The organism is Kitasatospora sp. NPDC001540, assembly GCF_042894345.1.
GTDB classification, from domain to species: Bacteria; Actinomycetota; Actinomycetes; order Streptomycetales; family Streptomycetaceae; genus Kitasatospora; species Kitasatospora phosalacinea_C.
Genome location: NZ_JBIAVO010000002.1, coordinates 110013 through 126475 on the forward strand (window position 1 = coordinate 110013; position 16463 = coordinate 126475).

Here is a 16463-nt window from a genome sequence, read left to right on the forward strand (position 1 = left end):
CGGGAGCAGTGCGCAGACTCGGCGACCTGGAGGCGGAGATCATGGACCGCCTGTGGACCTGGGGCCGCCCCGCGACCGTCCGCGAGATCGTCGACGACCTCAACCGCACCCGGCCGCTCGCCTACACCACCGTGATGACGGTCGCCGACATCCTGCACCGCAAGGGCATGCTGCGCCGCGAGAAGGCCGGCCGGGCCTGGAGCTACCGGCCCGCCTGCACCCGCGAGGCGTACAGCGCGGCCCTGATGCGCGACGTGCTCGGCGAGAGCCCCAACCCGGGCGGCGCGCTGGCGCACCTGGTCGAGCAGCTCACCCCCGAGGAGCTCGCCGCCCTGCGCAGCGCCCTCGAATCGGTCGACCGCGAAGCGCCCGGGGACGGCCCCCGGTGACGGCGGCCCTCGCGCTGCTCGGCTACGCGCTGCTGGTCGGCGCGCTCGCCCCGGCGCCGCTGGCCCGCTCCGGCTGGGCGCACCGCGCGCCCCGGCTGGCCGTCGCGCTCTGGCAGGCGCTCGCGCTCTCCTTCGTCACCGCCCTGGTGCTGGCCGTCCACCACCTCGCCGTGCCGGGCGTCCACCTGCACCTCGGCCTGGCCGGGCTGATACACCTCTGCGGGGTCGACCATCCGGGCCCGCTCGCCCCCGGCACCGGCTGGCGGCTGCTGCTGCCCGCGGCCGTCGCGCTCTGGCCGCTCGGACGCCTGGCCGCCGCCCTGGCCCGCACCGCCCGGCACCGCCGCCGCCACCGCGCCGTCCTCGACCTGGTCGCCGCCCGCGACCGCGACCTCGGCGCGCACGTCCTGGACCACGCCACCCCGGCCGCGTACTGCCTGCCCGGTCGCCGCTCCCGGATCGTGCTGACCCGCGGCGCCCTCGAACTGCTCACCGACCGGCAGGTGGCCGCCGTCCTCGCCCACGAGCGCGCGCACGTCACCGGCCGCCACCACCTGGCCCGCACCGCCGCGGACGCGTTCGCCGCCGCGTTCCCGTTCCTGCCGCTGGCCCGGCTCGCCGCCCGGGAGACCCCGCTGCTGCTGGAGATGGCCGCCGACGACCGGGCCGTGCGCCGCCACCCGCGCGCCGTCCTGGCCGCCGCCATGTACCGGGTCGCCGACGGCCAGGTCCCGCGCGCCGCCTTCGCCGCGGGCGGCCCCGCCGCCCTGCTGCGCGTCCGCCGCCTGCTGGCCCCCGCCCCCGCCCCGCACCCCGCCCTGCGCGCCGCCGCCGCCCTCGCCTCGGCCGCCGCCCCGCTCCTCCCGCTCCTGGTCACCTGCGGCCCGGTCCTGCCCTGACCCGCCCCCGCCGCGCACCACCGCCCGCCCCGGCACGGGACCGGGACGGGCGGTCGGTCGGGCGGACGGGCGGTCCGGCGAGCGGTGCTACGCCGGCGGCTGCGGCCTGATCAGCGCGAACGGCGCGCCCTGCGGGTCGGCGACCACCGCCATCCGGCCCGCCATCATGTCGGACGGCGGCGCGAGCACCGTGCCGCCCCGCCTGACCAGGGCGTCCACCGTGGAGTCCACGTCGTCGACGGCGAAGTACGTCAGCCAGTGCGGCGGGGTGCCGGGCGGGTCGTTGGCGAGCAGGGTGACGCCGCCGACCGCGCGGCCGCCGACCCGCAGCTCCCAGTACGAGTCGGCGCCGTCCAGCGGCTCGATCTCGATGCCGAACGCCTCGCCGTAGAACGCGGTGGCGGCCGGCACGTCGCTGGTGTGCAGCTCGTTCCAGACCAGCGCCCCGGCCTCGTTGACCACCCGGGCGCCGAAGAACTCGCCGGGCTGCCACACGCCGAACACCGCGCCCTGCGGGTCCGCGGCGATCAGCATCCGGCCCAGGTCCCCGACGTCCACGGTCGGGACGAGCAGCGTGCCGCCCGCGGCGACGATCGCGTCCTGGGTGGCCCGGGCGTCGGTGCTGGCCAGGTAACTGCTCCAGACGGTCGGCGGCTCCGGCATCCCCTCGGGCGACATCGCCGGGCCGATCCCGGCGACGGCCCGGCCGTCCAGCTCGCAGACCGCGTACCCGCCGAACTCGGCCGGTCCCGGCTTCCCCTGCCAGCCGAGCAGGTCGCGGTAGAAGTCCAGCGCCGCCTGCTGGTCCTTCGCCATCAAGTCGACCCAGCACGGGGTGCCGGTCGCGTACGGGGTGGTGACTTCGGGCATCTCTCGCTCTTTCCGGTTCGGGTCCTCCGGTGCGTCCCCCGCCAGCCACCCTCCCGGTGCCGCCCCGGATCCGCCACCCGAACCCACGGGGACCCCGCGACGACGACCCGCAGGACCCACGCCGGAGTGAGGGCCCGCGGGCACCCGCCGGACGGCTTCACCGGAGCCCTGCGGCGGCAGCCCGCACGTGCTACGCCCGGGTGAGGGCCTGCGGGCACCCGCCAGGCGGCTTCATCGGAACCCATTGGAGCCTCGCGGCAGCAGCCTGCAGGGGCCTACGCCCGGGTGAGGGCGCGCGCACCCGCCCGTCCTCCGTCCGGCCCGTCCGCGCGCCGCCAGGGTTCCCCCGCCACCCCCACGGACCCGGGCGCCGTCCTCCGCCCCGTCCGTCGATCCGCTCTCCCGAGCCCCACGGCGGCGGCCCGCAGGGCCTACGCCCGGGTGAGGGCGATCAGCGCGATGTCGTCGGAGAGCTGGTGCGTCCAGTCGCGGACGTCCTCGGCGAGCCGGTGCACCAGGCGGCCCGGGTCGGCGGCCCGCAGGACGGACAGCCGTTCGCCCAGCGGGTAGAACTCGCCGGAGGAGTTGCGGGCCTCGCTCAGCCCGTCCGTGTGCAGCAGCAGCGCCGAGCCGCCCGGCAGGGCCAGCGGGGTCGGGACGGGGGCCGGGCCGAGGCCGAGCGCGCCCAGGCCGAGCGGGAGCAGGGCCGGGACGGGGGTGGTGCGCACCCCGTCCGGGCCGACCCGCAGCGGGGCGAGGTGCCCGCAGTTGACCACCTCGACCCGGGTGCCGCCGTCCCGGTGCTGCAGCAGCAGGGCGGTGGCGAACAGCTCCTCGTCGCCGCGGGCCGCCGCCAGCCGGGTCAGCTGCCGGTCCAGCCGGGCCGCGAGCTCGCCCAGGTCGGCGGTCTCGTGCGCCTGGGAGCGGAAGCAGCCCAGCAGGTCGGTGACGGTGTGCACGGCCTGCAGGCCCTTGCCGCGGACGTCGCCGATCAGCAGCCGGGTGCCGTGCGGGGTGCGCACCGCCTCGAAGAAGTCGCCGCCGACGCCGGTGCCCGCCGTCGCGGGCTGGTAGTGCCCGACCAGCCGCAGTTCGCCGAGCTGCGCCGGGATCGGGTGCAGCACGGCCTGCTGCAGGGCGATCTCGCTGGCCCGGACGCGCGCCAGCCGCTCCGACTGCTGGCGCCGGCTCCACGCCACCAGGCCCATCGCCGCGCCCACCGCCAGCGCCGCCACCGCCGCGCCCGGACGGTCCGCGGCCCGTTCGCCCGCCAGCGCGACCAGCAGCAGGTGTTGCAGCCCGGCGCCCGCGGCCACCGCCAGCGAGACCACCGGGCGGCCCAGCAGCATCGCCACCAGCGCGACCGCGCCGCAGGCCACCCACAGCACGGTGCTCAGCTCCGGGGGGCCGCCCTCGCCGGTCGCCAGCGCCGTGCTGCCCGGCACCGCCTGCCCCAGCACCCCGCCGAACAGGATCGCCACCGGGTACAGCGCCGAGGCCGCCGCCCGGCGCTGCCGCGGCAGCGCCGCCAGGAAACCCGCCAGGTAGGGGATCTGCGCGACCACCAGCCCGAAGCCGACCAGTAGCGACACGGCGCCCGCCACCAGCGCGGCCCGCCCGGCCTCGGCGGGCAGGAAGTGCAGCGCGGCCAAGCCGACCGCGGCCAGCGGCAGGCCCAGCGAGGCGCTGGTCAGCGGGGTCAGTCGCCAGTGCCGGGCCACCAGCCCGGCCGTCAGCATGCCCAGCCCGTAGCCCGACATCGACAGTGTCACGTGCCCCAGCGTCACGCCGCGCTGCAGCAGCACCACGGGGAGGGCGGCGGTCAGCGCGAGCTGGGTGAAGCCCAGCGTGGCGCCCGCCGCCACCGCCCCGCCCGCCGCCCGGGCCGGCACGCCGGGCACCGGCGGCGGCTCCGGGTGCCGCCGGGCCAGCAGCACGCTCCGGGCCCGGCAGGCCGCGAACAGCAGCGCCGAGGCGCACAGCAGCGCGCCCACCAGCGGGTCCGACCAGTCGAGCAGCGGGCCCAGCTCCAGCCCCGCGACGGCCAGCAGGGCCGCCGCCGCGATCCCGGGCCCGCACACCGGGGCGGCGCCGGGCCGCGAGCGGGGGAGCCGTTCGCGCGGCAGCAGGCGCAGCGAGGCCAGCAGCAGCAGTGCCGCGGCGGCCGGGACCACCGCCCCGCCGAGCCGCCAGCCCGCGACCGCGTCGATCCGCACCGCGATGTTCGCGCCCAGCACGAAGGCGGTGGCGACGCCCGCGACGGCCCCGCCCACCACCCGGGTGATCCGTCCGGGCAGGTTCAGCACCGGGACGGAGGCCAGCGCGGCGATCAGCACTCCGGCGGAACCGGCGTCCTCCACGGTCCGTCCGGCCAGGTACGCCCACGGGTGCCCGGCCGTGACCGCGACCGTGCCGCCGACCGCCATCGTCCCCAGCGCCCAGCGCAGCACCCGGGGCCACCCCCAGGCGTCCACCGCCCGCCCCGCGGCCAGGAACGCCGTCAGCATCGCCAGCGCCGAACTCAGCTGCGCCGCGACCGCCTCGTCCCGCCCCAGCCCGAACTCCACGACGGCCCCCGCGGCGGTGGCCCCGCGCAGCAGCGGCAGCAGCACGCACAGCGAGGCGGCGGCCGCGAGCAGCAGCCGGACGGCGCGCCGGGGGGTGCCGGTCACGGGGATCTCCTTCGGCAGGTCGGATGGGTGCAAGGCTTCCAGAGACCCGGGGCGGCCAGAAGGGAAGAAGGTCACATAAGTCATATTTATCGCTTATGCCGGATTCGCCAAGCATCCGGGGGCGCCGACCGGCGCGCTCCCGTCCGCAGGGCGAAATTCGCTGTGCGGCGCGCCGGGCCGCCGCTAGCCTGTCGCGACCGCTGACGGACCACCGCCCCGGAAGGCCGCGCCATGACGCTCACCGCCGCATCCCACCCCGCCGTGCTGGCCGCGATCGCCGAGGGGTGCGCGGCGCTCGGGTTCGCGATGTCGTGCGACCCGGCGACCGGCCACCTGCTGCGGACGCTCGCGGCGGCCCGGCCCGGCGGGCGGATCCTGGAGCTGGGGACGGGCGCCGGGGCGGGGGCGAGCTGGCTGCTGAGCGGGATGGACGCGGGGGCCACCCTGCTGAGCGTGGAGCTGGACGCGGCGCCGGCCGCCGTCGCCGCCGCGCACCTGGGGGCGGACCCGCGGCTGGAGCTGGTGGTGGGGGACGGCGCGGAGCTGATCGACGCCCAGGCGCCCGGCAGCTTCGACCTGGTCTTCGCGGACACCTGGCCCGGCAAGTTCCACCACCTCGACCAGGCGCTGGACCTGCTCGCCCCGGGCGGCCTCTACCTCGTCGACGACCTGCTCCCGCAGCCGACCTGGCCGGAGAACCACGCCGCGGCCGTCACCGCCCTGGTCGAGCGCCTGACCACCGACCCCCGCCTGCACACCGCGTACCTGGACTGCGCCAGCGGCCTGCTGCTGGCCACCCGCCGCCGGTAGGCCGTCCGGGGGACGGCCGACGTGGGTCGCCGGTACGACGGTCTTACCGGCACCTACGGTGGCCGCCATGTGGCAGGCCATGTTCGTCGCGGGCATCCCGTACGTCGAGAAGACCATCCGCACCCTGCTGGTCTACCTGGCGCTGCTGGTGCTGCTGCGGGTGATCGGCAAACGCGGGCTGGCGCAGCTGAACACCTTCGACCTGGTGGTCATGCTGCTGCTGTCGAACGTCGTCCAGAACGCGGTGATCGGGAACGACAACTCGGTGACCGGCGGCGTGTACGGGGCGCTGGTGCTGCTGGCCGCGGACTGGTTGCTGGTGCGGCAGGCGGTCCGCTGGGAGTGGTTCAACCGGCTGCTGAACGGGACGCCGACGGTACTGGCCCGGGACGGCGCGTACGACCGGCGGGAGATCGCCCGGCAGGGCATCCGGGTGGCCGACCTGGACGTGGCGGTGCGCCACCAGGGTGGCGACGCGATCGAGGAGGCCTCGCTGATCGTGCTGGAGCCGAGCGGGACGCTGCTGGTGCGGCTGAAGGACGGCGACCAGGTCGCGGACAAGGACGACGTGGCGGCGCTCCGGGCCGCGCTGGCCGCGATCGAGGCCCGGCTGCCCGCCGGGGACTGACCGCCGCGCACCCCGGCGACGCGGTGCCCGCCGTCGCCCCCGGGGGCGCGGTCGACCGGAGGCGGGGGCACCTGCCGCGCGGCCGGTCTTCAGGGGGCGCCCGCCGCCGACCCCGGCGCGGCGCTCGTCTCCGTTCTCCGGCGGCCGACTCCGGCCGGACGGGCGGAGACGGCGGAGGCGTGAACAGTGGGTGAACTCCCGGCGTACGGCAGCGTGTCGCGGAGCTGACCACCCGTCAGCCCGCACGTCCGCCCGACCCCCGCAACCTGCCCCGCAGCGGCGCGAACTGACGGCAAGTCAGCCCGCGCCGCCCGCCGCGCCCCGTCCGCCCGGCGGCCCCGGACGCCCTCGCCTCCGGCCCGCGCCCCGCCCCGGCCGGTAAACTCGCCCAGGTCGTCGCGCTTTCGACGCCTTCGGCGGAACCCCTTCGACGGGCCGCCGGGGAACCCAGGGACGAGGACCGTAGCCGCCATGACCACCGCCCCCGACGCCGCGCTGTTCCGTGCCCAGGCCGCACCCGCCCCGCGCACCCTGGTCGACGTGCTCGCGGCCACCGCCGCCGCCCACCCGCAGGAGCCGGCGCTGGACGACGGGCGCGAGACGCTCAGCTACGCGGCGCTGCTCGCCGAGGTCGAGCAGGTCCGGCGGCGCCTGGCCAGGGCGGGCGTCGGCCTCGGCGACCGGGTCGGCGTCCGCGTCCCCTCCGGCGGCAACCAGCTCTACGTGGCGATCCTGGCGGTGCTCGCCGCGGGCGCCGCGTACGTGCCGGTCGACTTCGAGGACCCGGACGAGCGGGCCGAACTGGTCTTCGGCGAGGCCGACGTCAACGCCGTGATCGGCGCCGATCACGTCCTCGACCGGGTCAAGCCCTCCGGCCACGAGGCCCGGGCGCCCGGCCCCGAGCACGACGCCTGGATCATCTTTACCTCCGGCTCCACCGGCAAGCCCAAGGGCGTCGCCGTCACCCACCGCAGCGCCGCCGCGTTCGTCGACGCCGAGGCCGCGATGTTCCTCCGGGACGAGCCGATCGGGCCCGGCGACCGGGTGATGGCCGGGCTGTCGGTGGCCTTCGACGCCTCCTGCGAGGAGATGTGGCTGGCCTGGCGGCACGGCGCCTGCCTGGTGCCCGTCCCGCGCGCCCAGGTGCGCTCCGGCGCCGACCTCGGCCCGTGGCTGGCCGAGCAGGAGATCACCGTCATCTCCACCGTCCCGACGCTGGCCGCGCTGTGGCCCGCCGAGGCGCTGAACGAGGTCCGGCTGCTGATCTTCGGCGGCGAGGCCTGCCCGCCCGAACTCGCCGAACGCCTGGTCACCGAGGGCCGCGAGGTGTGGAACACCTACGGCCCCACCGAGGCCACCGTGGTCGCCTGCGGCGCCCTGCTCACCGGCCGGGCCCCGATCCGGATCGGCCTGCCGCTGGACGGCTGGGAGCTCGCCGTCGTCGACGAGGCCGGCGAGGTCGTCCCGATGGGCGGCAGCGGCCAACTGGTGATCGGCGGCGTCGGCCTGGCCCGCTACCTCGACCCGGCCAAGGACGCCGAGAAGTACGCCCCGCTGACCTCCCTCGGCTGGGAGCGCGCCTACCGCTCCGGCGACCTGGTGCGCGCCGAACCCGAGGGCCTGGTCTTCCTCGGCCGCGCCGACGAGCAGATCAAGCTCGGCGGACGGCGGATCGAACTGGGCGAGGTGGACGCCGCCCTGCAGGCGCTGCCCGCCGTCTCCGGCGCGGCCGCCGCCGTCCGCACCGCCCGCGGCGGCAACCAACTGCTGGTCGGCTACCTGGTCGCCCAGGACGGCTTCGACCGGGACGCCGCCGTCGCCCGGCTGCGCGCCGAACTGCCCGCCGCCCTCGTCCCGCTGCTCGCCACCGTCGAGCACCTGCCCACCCGCACCTCCGGCAAGGTCGACCGGGACGCCCTGCCCTGGCCGCTGCCCGAGCTGGAGACCGCGGGCCCTACCGAGCAGCTGTACGGCACCGAGGCCTGGCTCGCCGAGCAGTGGGCGCAGATCCTCGGCGCCCCGCCCCGCGGCGCCGACGACGACTTCTTCGCGATCGGCGGCGGCTCGCTGGCCGCCGCCCGGCTCACCACCCTGCTGCGCGGCCGCTACCCGGCCGCCTCCGTCCTCGACGTCTACCAGCAGCCCACCCTGCGCAAGCTGGCCCGGCTGCTGGAGAAGTCCGCGCAGGCCGAGGGCCCGGCCCGCACCGTCACCCCCGTGCCCCGCCGCGCCCAGGCGCTGCAACTGCTGCTGACCCTGCCGCTGGCCACCCTCACCGGCCTGCGCTGGAGCCTCGCCCTCGGCGCGCTGGGCACCGTGCTGAACCTGCTCGGCGACTATCCGTGGGCGCCCGTCGCGCCCTGGTGGCTGCTGGCCGCGGGCGCCGTCCTGCTGTACTCCGCGCCCGGCCGCCTGGCGATCGCCGCGGGCGGCGCCCGGCTGCTGCTGCGCGGCGTCGGCCCCGGCACCTACCCGCGCGGCGGCTCCGTCCACCTGCGGCTGTGGACCGCCGAACGGCTCGCCGAGGCCTCCGGCGCGGTCCGGCTCTCCGGCTCCTGGCTGGTCCGCTACGCCCGGGCGCTCGGCTGCCGGGTCGCCCCCGACGTCGACCTGCACGCCCTGCCGCCGGTCACCGGCCTGCTGCGGCTGGGCAAGGGCTGCGCCGTCGAGAACGAGGTCGACCTGTCCGGCCACTGGCTGGACGGCGACCGGCTGGAGATCGGCGCGCTGCGGATCGGCGCGGGCGCCGTGGTCGGCACCCGCTCGACCCTGCTGCCCGGCGCCAAGATCGGCAAGCGGGCCGAGGTCGCCCCCGGCTCCGGCGTCACCGGCGCCGTCCCCACCGGCCAGCGCTGGGCCGGCGCGCCCGCCGCCAAGACCGGCAAGGCCGAACGCGGCTGGCCGGAGCAGCGCCCGCCGCGCACCGCCCGCTGGGCCGCCGCCTACGGCGCCACCGGCTTCGCCCTCACCCTGCTGCCGCTGCTGGCCGCCCTGCCCGCCCTCGTGATCGCCGGGCGGTTCGTCCACCCCGGCGACGGCCTCGGCCAAGCCGTCCGCGGCGCCCTGACCGCCCTCGTCCCCGCCACCCTCGCCTACGGGCTGGCCTACGCCGCGCTCGTCCTGGCGGGCGTCCGGCTGCTCTCGCTCGGCCTGCGCACCGGACACCACCCGCTGCACGGCCGCGTCGGCTGGCAGGCCTGGACGGTCAGCCAGCTGATGGACCTGGCCCGCGAGACGCTGTTCCCGCTGTACGCCGGGCTGATCACCCCGGTGTGGCTGCGGCTGCTGGGCATGCGGGTCGGCAAGGGCGCCGAGGTCTCCACCGTGCTGGCGCTGCCCAGCCTGACCAAGGTCGGCGACGGCGCGTTCCTCGCCGACGACACCCTGATCGCCCCGTACGAGCTGGGCGGCGGCTGGGTGCGGATCGGGCGGGCCGAGATCGGCGAGCGGGCCTTCCTCGGCAACTCCGGGATGACCGCGCCCGGCCGGGCCGTCCCCGACCGGGGCCTGGTCGGCGTGCTGTCCGCGACGCCGAAGAAGGCCAAGCGCGGCAGCTCCTACCTGGGCATGCCGCCGGTCAAGCTGCCGCGGGCCGCCGACACCGCCGACCTCGCCCTCACCTACGAGCCGCCCGCCCGGCTGCGCTGGGCCCGCGGCCTGACCGAACTGGCCCGGATCGTCCCGGTGCTGGCCTCCGCCGCACTGGCCGTGCTCACCGCCGCCGCGCTGTGCGCCCTCGGTCAGCCGCTGCTGTCCGGCCTGGTGCTGCTCGGCGCGGGCCTGGCCGCCTGCCTGGTCTCGGCCGCCGCGAAGTGGCTGCTGGTCGGCCGGTTCCGGGCCGTCGAGCACCCGCTGTGGTCCGGCTTCGTGTGGCGCAACGAGCTCGCCGACACCTTCACCGAGGTCCTCGCCGTGCCCTGGCTGGTCGGCCGCGCCGCCGGGACGCCGCTGATGAACCTGTGGCTGCGCGCCCTCGGCGCGAAGATCGGCCGCGGCGTGTGGTGCGAGAGCTACTGGCTGCCCGAGGCCGACCTGGTCACCCTCGGCGACGGCGTCAGCGTCAACCGCGGCTGCGTGCTGCAGACCCACCTCTTCCACGACCGGATCATGCGGCTGGATACGGTGGAGCTCCGCGCGGGCGCCACCCTGGGCCCGGGCGGGATCGTGCTGCCGGGCAGCACCGTCGGCGAGCGCGCCACCCTCGGCCCGGCCTCCCTGGTGATGCGCGCCGAGACGGTGCCCGCCGACACCCGTTGGCTCGGCAACCCGATCGAAGCCTGGCAGTAGTCAGGTGACCGCCCCCGCGCCAGGAGGAACCCCGCAGGTGAGCCCCAAGCAGGCCCCCGCCGCCGACCCGTACTTCCCCCGGCACGGGGACCTCCGCTACCGGGCCCACCGGTACGAACTCGCGCTCGACTACCGGCCCGGCCCCAACCGGCTGGCCGGCTCCGCCCGGATCGCCGCCATCGCCGGGCCCGAGCCGCTGCGCGAGTTCACCCTCGACCTCGCCGACTTCCGGATCGGCAGGGTCCTGGTCGACGGCAGGCCCGCGCAGTACGCCCACCGGGACGGCAAGCTGCGGGTCAGGCCCGCCAAGGCCCCCGCCGCCGGGGCGGTGTTCACCTGCGAGGTGCACTGGTCCGGCAACCCGCGGCCGGTGCGCAGCCCCTGGGGCGGCCTCGGCTTCGAGGAGATCACCGACGGCGCGCTGGTCGCCTCCCAGCCCGTCGGCGCCCCGTCCTGGTTCCCCTGCAACGACCGCCCCGCCGACAAGGCCGCCTACCAACTGACCGTGACCACCGCCTCCCCGTACGCCGTGGTCACCGGCGGCCGCCTGCTCAGCCGCACCACCCGCTCCTCCGCCACCACCTGGGTGTACGAGCAGCCCGCGCCCACCGCCAGCTACCTGGTCGGGCTGGCGGTCGCCCCGCTGCGGCAGGTGCCGCTGGCCGAGCGCGCCCCCGGCAGCGTCCCGCAGAGCGGCTGGGTGCCGCAGCCGCTGACCGCCCGGTTCGCGCACGACTTCGCCCGGCAGCCGCGGATGATGAACCTGTTCGAGGAGCTGTTCGGCCCGTACCCGTTCGACGGGTACACCGTCGCCGTGGTCGACGAGGACCTCGACGTGCCGGTCGAGGCCCAGGGCATGGCCACCTTCGGCCGCAACCACCTCGACGGGCGGCGCGGCTGGGAGCGGCTGGTCGCGCACGAGCTGGCCCACCAGTGGTTCGGCAACAGCGTCACCGTCGCCGACTGGCGGCACATCTGGCTCAACGAGGGCCTGGCCAAGTACGCCGAGTGGCTGTGGTCCGAGCGCACCGGCGGCCCCACCGCCCAGCAGCTGGCCGCCCGCGCCCACGAGCAACTGCGCGCGCTGCCGCAGGACCTGGCGATCGGCGACCCCGGCAAGCGGCACATGTTCGACGACCGGGTCTACGAGCGCGGCGGCCTGACCGTGCACGCGCTGCGCCTCGCCCTCGGCGACCCCGCCTTCTTCCGGCTGCTGCGCGACTGGGCCACCGCCTACCGGCACGCCGGCGTCACCACCGCCGACCTCGCCGCGCACGCCGCCCGCTACACCGACCGCCCGCTCGGCCCGCTGTTCGACGACTGGCTGTACCGGGGCGCGTTGCCGGGGCTCCCCGGGCTGTGAGCCGTCCGGTCCTGATGTACTGGGAGGCACGGGCCGCGAGGCCGTCCGTCGCTTCCTGAAGGATCGAGGAACATGAGCACGCACTACGACGTGGTCGTCCTGGGCGCCGGCCCCGGCGGCTACACCGCCGCCGTCCGCTCCGCCCAGCTCGGCCTGCGCACCGCCGTCATCGAGGCCAAGTACTGGGGCGGCGTCTGCCTCAACGTCGGCTGCATCCCCTCGAAGGCCCTGCTGCGCAACGCCGAGCTCGCGCACACCGTCCTCAACGAGGCCGAGCTGTACGGCATCGAGGTCGACGGCAAGGTGTCCTTCGACTACGGCAAGGCGTTCAGCCGCTCCCGGCAGGTCGCCGACGGCCGGGTCAAGGGCGTCCACTACCTGATGAAGAAGAACGGCATCACCGAGTACGACGGCTGGGGCACCTTCGTCGACGACCACACCCTGCAGGTCAAGCTCGCCTCCGGCGGCTTCGAGGTGGTCACCTTCGACCACTGCGTCATCGCGGCGGGCGCCACCACCCGGCTGCTGCCCGGCACCTCGCTCAGCGAACGGGTCGTCACCTACGAGGAGCAGATCCTCACCGAGCAGCTGCCGGAGTCGATCGTCATCGCCGGGGCGGGCGCGATCGGCGTCGAGTTCGCGTACGTGCTGCACAACTACGGCGTGAAGGTCACCATCGTCGAGTTCCTGGACCGGATGGTGCCGCTGGAGGACGCCGACGTCTCCGCCGAACTCGCCAAGCAGTACCGCAAGTTGGGCATCAAGGTGCTCACCTCCACCCGGGTCGACGCGATCGACGACTCCGACCCGGCGGGGCCGGTGAAGGTCACCGTGACCCGGGACGGCAAGCAGGAGGTGCTGGAGGCCGACAAGGTCCTGCAGGCGATCGGCTTCGTGCCGCGGGTACAGGGCTACGGCCTGGAGGTCACCGGCGTGCAGCTCACCGAGCGCGGCGCGATCGCCGTGGACGGGCGCGGCCGCACCAGCGTCGAGCACATCTTCGCGATCGGCGACGTCACCGCCAAGCTGATGCTCGCGCACGCCGCCGAGGCGATGGCCGTGATCGCCGCCGAGACCATCGCCGGGGCCGAGACCATGGAGATCGACTTCGTGATGGTCCCGCGCGCCACCTACTGCCAGCCGCAGGTCGCCAGCTTCGGGTGGACCGAGGCGCAGGCCCGCGAGCAGGGGTACGCCGTCAAGGTCGCCAAGTTCCCGTTCACCGCGAACGGCAAGGCGCACGGCCTCGGCCAGCCGGTCGGCTTCGTCAAGGTGATCTGCGACGAGACCCACGGCGAACTGCTCGGCGCCCACCTGATCGGCCCCGAGGTCACCGAACTGCTGCCCGAACTGACGCTGGCCCAGCAGTGGGACCTGACGGTGCACGAGGTCGGCCGCAACGTGCACGCCCACCCGACGCTGGGCGAGGCCGTCAAGGAGGCCGTCCACGGCCTCGCCGGTCACATGATCAACATGTAGGACCGCCATCCGGGTGAGCGCTCGCCGCCCCGGTGCCCGCCGCTGGTACGGCGGCGCGCCGGGGCGGTACGTCTTGGGGCCCCGAGCCGTGAGGAGCCCCCGATGGACGCCCCCGCCCCCTACCTGACGGTCGACGAGCGCACCGAGGTCGGCCGCGCCGCCCGCAAGCGCGCCCCCCGCTCCACCCTCGGGCACTGGCGGCCCGCCGCCGACCGCCCCGACCCGCTCGCGGTGCTGCGCGCCCAGGCCGAGAGCCGCCTCGCGGACCTGGTGCCGATCCGCAACGGCCGGATGGCCGCGTCCCCGTTCGCCTTCCTGCGCGGCGCGGCCGCCGTGATGGCCGCGGACCTGGCCGCCGCCCCGAACAGCGGGCTGACCGTCCAACTCTGCGGCGACGCCCACCTGGTCAACTTCGGGCTGTTCGCCTCGCCCGAACGCGCCCTGCTGTTCGACCTCAACGACTTCGACGAGACGCTGCCCGGCCCGTTCGAGTGGGACGTCCAGCGCCTGGCCGCCAGCCTCGCCGTCGCCGCGCAGGAGAACGGCGAGGGCCCCGAGGAGGCCCGCCGGGTGGTGCTGGACGCCGTCCGCGCCTACCGCGAGCACATCGGGCTGCTGGCCGGGCTGGGCGAACTCCCGGTCTGGTACCGGCGGATCGACGCCGACGAACTGCTCACCAGCCTCAAGGGCGGGCGCCGCCGCCGCACCGAGGCCAGCCTGGCCGCCGCCCGCCGCCGCGACAGCCTGCAGGCCGCGGGCAAGCTCACCGAGACCGCCCCGGACGGCCGCCGCCGCTTCAAGGACCAGCCCCCGCTGATCGAGCACGTCGGCTTCGACGCCGACGAGGTGCACGGCATGCTCGCCGACTACCGCGCCACCCTCCCCGAGGAGCGCGGCCGCCTGCTCGACCGCTACCGCTACGTCGACACCGCCCGCAAGGTGGTCGGCGTCGGCAGCGTCGGCACCCGCTGCTTCGTCGTCCTGCTCCAGGGCCGCGACGCCGACGACCCGCTGGTGCTGCAGGTCAAGGAGGCCCAGGCCTCCGTCCTGGAGCCCTACGCCGGACCCGGCCGCTACGACCACCACGGGCAGCGGGTGGTCGCCGGGCAGCGGCTCACCCAGGCCGCGAGCGACATCTTCCTCGGCTGGATGACCGGCCCCGCCGGGCGGCACTTCTACTGGCGCCAACTGCGCGACATGAAGGGCTCCGCCGAGGTCGGCACCATGACCACCCGCGGCCTGCGCGCCTACGCCGCCCTGTGCGGCACCGCCCTGGCCCGCGCCCACGCCCGCTCCGGCGACCGGATCGCCATCGCCGCCTACCTCGGCCGCAGCGACACCTTCGACCGTGCGGTGGCCGCCTTCGCCCACCGCTACGCCAGGCTCAACGCCGCCGACCACGCCCGGCTCGCCGAGGCCGTCGCCTCCGGCCGGGTCCAGGCCGAGGACGCCTGACCCCCGCCCCCCGTTTGCGGACCCTCCGGCTCGGGGCGGTGATGGGAGGAGGAACGTCCGCACCACTGCCGGAGGCAACCGTGACCCATCACAAGTCGAACAAGGCGGTCGAGGGCGACCCCGACACCGGCCACGGCCGCGGCCTGCCGCGGCGGCCCGACGAGGCCGAACTGGAGGAGCGCACCGAGGAGGACCGGGAGGAGGTCGGCCTGGAGCCGGAGCCCGGCGGCGACGGGGACGGCCCGGGAGAGGGCGACGGGGACGGGGACGGCGCGGTGTAGCCCCCTTCTCTGTGTACGCGTCAATCATGCGCCCCCGGTTTGGCATATGCCGATCCGGGGGTGCGGCGCGGGAGCGTGTTTCGTTTCGCCACAGGTGACCAAGCGCGCCAGTGCCGGAATGTGAAGGAGGCGTGTGCAAATGATCACCGAGCAACAGATGCGTTCCGTACTGCACCAGCCCGTCCACGACGCCCAGGGCAACAAGATCGGCAAGGCCGACCACCTCTACCTCGACGACGCCACCGGCAAGCCCGAGTGGGTCAGTGTGAAGACCGGCTTGTTCGGTTCCAACGAGACCTTCGTCCCGCTCCGCGACGCCGACGTGGTCGACGGCCACCTCCAGGTGCCCTACGACAAGGACAAGGTCAAGGACGCGCCCAACGTGGACGTGGACGGCGGCGGACACCTCTCGGAACAGGAGGAGCACCGGCTGTACGAGCACTACGGCATCGCCTGGGACAACGCCTGGAAGGCCGCCAACCAGCCCGGCGACGGCGGCTGGGCCCACTCCTCGCAGAGCGGGACGGGCGCGGCGGGCACGGCGGGGGCGGCGGGCACCGCGGGCGCGGCCGGAGCCGCCGGGGCCGCAGCGACCAGGCCCGCAACGGGGCGCACCACCGGGGCCGGCACCGGGCCCTCCGACACCCGCCTGACCGGCACCCCCGGCGTCCCCGGAACGACCGGGAAGAGCGGGATGGCCGGAACGACCGGGATGACCGGTGCCGCCGGTACCGCCAAGGCCGCCGGAGCCACCGGCGCGGCGGGCACCACCGGCTCGGCCGACGCCACCGCGGCCGGTCTCCGGGACACCGGCCGTCCGCAGCGCGGCGACGACGCGATGACCCGCTCGGAGGAGCGGATGCACGTCGGCATCGAGCGCTACGAGACCGGGCACGCCCGACTGCGCAAGTACGTCGTCACGGAGGAGGAGCAGCAGACCGTACCGGTGCGGCACGAGGAGGTCCGGCTCGAGCGCGAGCCGATCACCGAGGCGAACCGGGGCCAGGCGCTGTCCGGCGATCCGATCTCGGAGGCCGAGTACGACATCACCCTGCACGGCGAGCGCCCGGTGGTGCGCACCGAGGCCGTCCCGGTGGAGCGGGTGCGGCTGGTGACCGAGGAGCACGTCGAGCAGCGGACCGTCACCGGCGAGGTGCGCAAGGAGCGCATCGAGGCCGAACTGCCCGACGGCGAACACAAGTTGCCGCCGACCACCGGCAAGGACACCCCCGGCCAGGGGCGCCACCGCTGACACCCCCCCGGGGGGGGGGGGGGGGGGGGGGCGGCGCGGCGGCGCCCCCCCCCCCCCCGCCCCCCCCCGGGGCGCCGG

At 76.2% G+C, this 16463-nt stretch carries 12 protein-coding genes; 10 read left to right on the forward strand and 2 right to left on the reverse strand.

Translation table 11 applies throughout. The annotated features are described in order from the left end of the window. The first annotated feature begins 8 nt into the window (after positions 1 to 8). Positions 9 to 389, forward strand: coding sequence for a BlaI/MecI/CopY family transcriptional regulator (locus ACFY00_RS03440; protein WP_388026715.1), 381 nt, complete (start codon positions 9 to 11; stop codon positions 387 to 389). Next, a complete protein-coding gene (locus ACFY00_RS03445; RefSeq protein WP_388026716.1) occupies positions 386 to 1288 on the forward strand; it encodes a M56 family metallopeptidase in 903 nt (300 codons plus the stop codon). The genes ACFY00_RS03440 and ACFY00_RS03445 overlap by 4 nt, the downstream gene beginning before the upstream one ends. A gap of 87 nt (positions 1289 to 1375) precedes the next feature. Here the strand turns inward: ACFY00_RS03445 and ACFY00_RS03450 are convergent, their stop codons facing one another. Beyond that, the gene (locus ACFY00_RS03450; RefSeq protein ID WP_388026718.1) at positions 1376 to 2158 is read right to left on the reverse strand and encodes a VOC family protein; all 783 of its coding nucleotides are present in this window, start codon (positions 2156 to 2158) and stop codon (positions 1376 to 1378) included. Between the two features lie 431 nt (positions 2159 to 2589). Further along, positions 2590 to 4830: an MFS transporter gene (locus ACFY00_RS03455; protein ID WP_388026719.1), complete on the reverse strand. Its 2241-nt coding sequence runs from the start codon at positions 4828 to 4830 to the stop codon at positions 2590 to 2592. Between the two features lie 231 nt (positions 4831 to 5061). Between ACFY00_RS03455 and ACFY00_RS03460 the strand changes: the two genes are divergently transcribed. The 8 genes from ACFY00_RS03460 to ACFY00_RS03495 all read left to right on the forward strand — a co-directional run bounded on the left by ACFY00_RS03460 (position 5062) and on the right by ACFY00_RS03495 (position 16385). Further along, the gene (locus ACFY00_RS03460) at positions 5062 to 5640 is read left to right on the forward strand and encodes an O-methyltransferase (protein WP_388026720.1); all 579 of its coding nucleotides are present in this window, start codon (positions 5062 to 5064) and stop codon (positions 5638 to 5640) included. Positions 5641 to 5707: 67 nt separating this feature from the next. Beyond that, entirely contained in the window at positions 5708 to 6268 is a 561-nt protein-coding gene (locus ACFY00_RS03465; protein ID WP_388026722.1) for a DUF421 domain-containing protein, read from the forward strand. Positions 6269 to 6739: 471 nt separating this feature from the next. Then, the gene (locus ACFY00_RS03470; protein WP_388026724.1) at positions 6740 to 10555 is read left to right on the forward strand and encodes a Pls/PosA family non-ribosomal peptide synthetase; all 3816 of its coding nucleotides are present in this window, start codon (positions 6740 to 6742) and stop codon (positions 10553 to 10555) included. A gap of 37 nt (positions 10556 to 10592) precedes the next feature. Continuing rightward, the gene (locus ACFY00_RS03475) at positions 10593 to 11918 is read left to right on the forward strand and encodes a M1 family metallopeptidase (RefSeq protein ID WP_388026726.1); all 1326 of its coding nucleotides are present in this window, start codon (positions 10593 to 10595) and stop codon (positions 11916 to 11918) included. Between the two features lie 72 nt (positions 11919 to 11990). Continuing rightward, entirely contained in the window at positions 11991 to 13397 is a 1407-nt protein-coding gene (gene lpdA, locus ACFY00_RS03480) for a dihydrolipoyl dehydrogenase (protein WP_388026727.1), read from the forward strand. Positions 13398 to 13499: 102 nt separating this feature from the next. Then, positions 13500 to 14852, forward strand: coding sequence for a DUF2252 domain-containing protein (locus ACFY00_RS03485; RefSeq protein WP_388026728.1), 1353 nt, complete (start codon positions 13500 to 13502; stop codon positions 14850 to 14852). An 80-nt stretch (positions 14853 to 14932) separates the two neighbouring features. Continuing rightward, a complete protein-coding gene (locus ACFY00_RS03490; RefSeq protein ID WP_388026729.1) occupies positions 14933 to 15133 on the forward strand; it encodes a hypothetical protein in 201 nt (66 codons plus the stop codon). A gap of 139 nt (positions 15134 to 15272) precedes the next feature. Continuing rightward, positions 15273 to 16385: a PRC and DUF2382 domain-containing protein gene (locus tag ACFY00_RS03495; RefSeq protein ID WP_388026731.1), complete on the forward strand. Its 1113-nt coding sequence runs from the start codon at positions 15273 to 15275 to the stop codon at positions 16383 to 16385. The last annotated feature ends 78 nt before the right edge of the window (positions 16386 to 16463 follow it).

Coding starts and splice junctions, on each gene's coding strand:
- ACFY00_RS03460 (WP_388026720.1), top strand. CDS start 5,062: ATGACGCTCACCGCCGCATCCCACCCCGCCGTGCTGGCCGCGATCGCC.
- ACFY00_RS03450 (WP_388026718.1), bottom strand. CDS start 2,158: ATGCCCGAAGTCACCACCCCGTACGCGACCGGCACCCCGTGCTGGGTC.
- ACFY00_RS03470 (WP_388026724.1), top strand. CDS start 6,740: ATGACCACCGCCCCCGACGCCGCGCTGTTCCGTGCCCAGGCCGCACCC.
- lpdA (WP_388026727.1), top strand. CDS start 11,991: ATGAGCACGCACTACGACGTGGTCGTCCTGGGCGCCGGCCCCGGCGGC.
- ACFY00_RS03495 (WP_388026731.1), top strand. CDS start 15,273: ATGATCACCGAGCAACAGATGCGTTCCGTACTGCACCAGCCCGTCCAC.
- ACFY00_RS03485 (WP_388026728.1), top strand. CDS start 13,500: ATGGACGCCCCCGCCCCCTACCTGACGGTCGACGAGCGCACCGAGGTC.
- ACFY00_RS03465 (WP_388026722.1), top strand. CDS start 5,708: ATGTGGCAGGCCATGTTCGTCGCGGGCATCCCGTACGTCGAGAAGACC.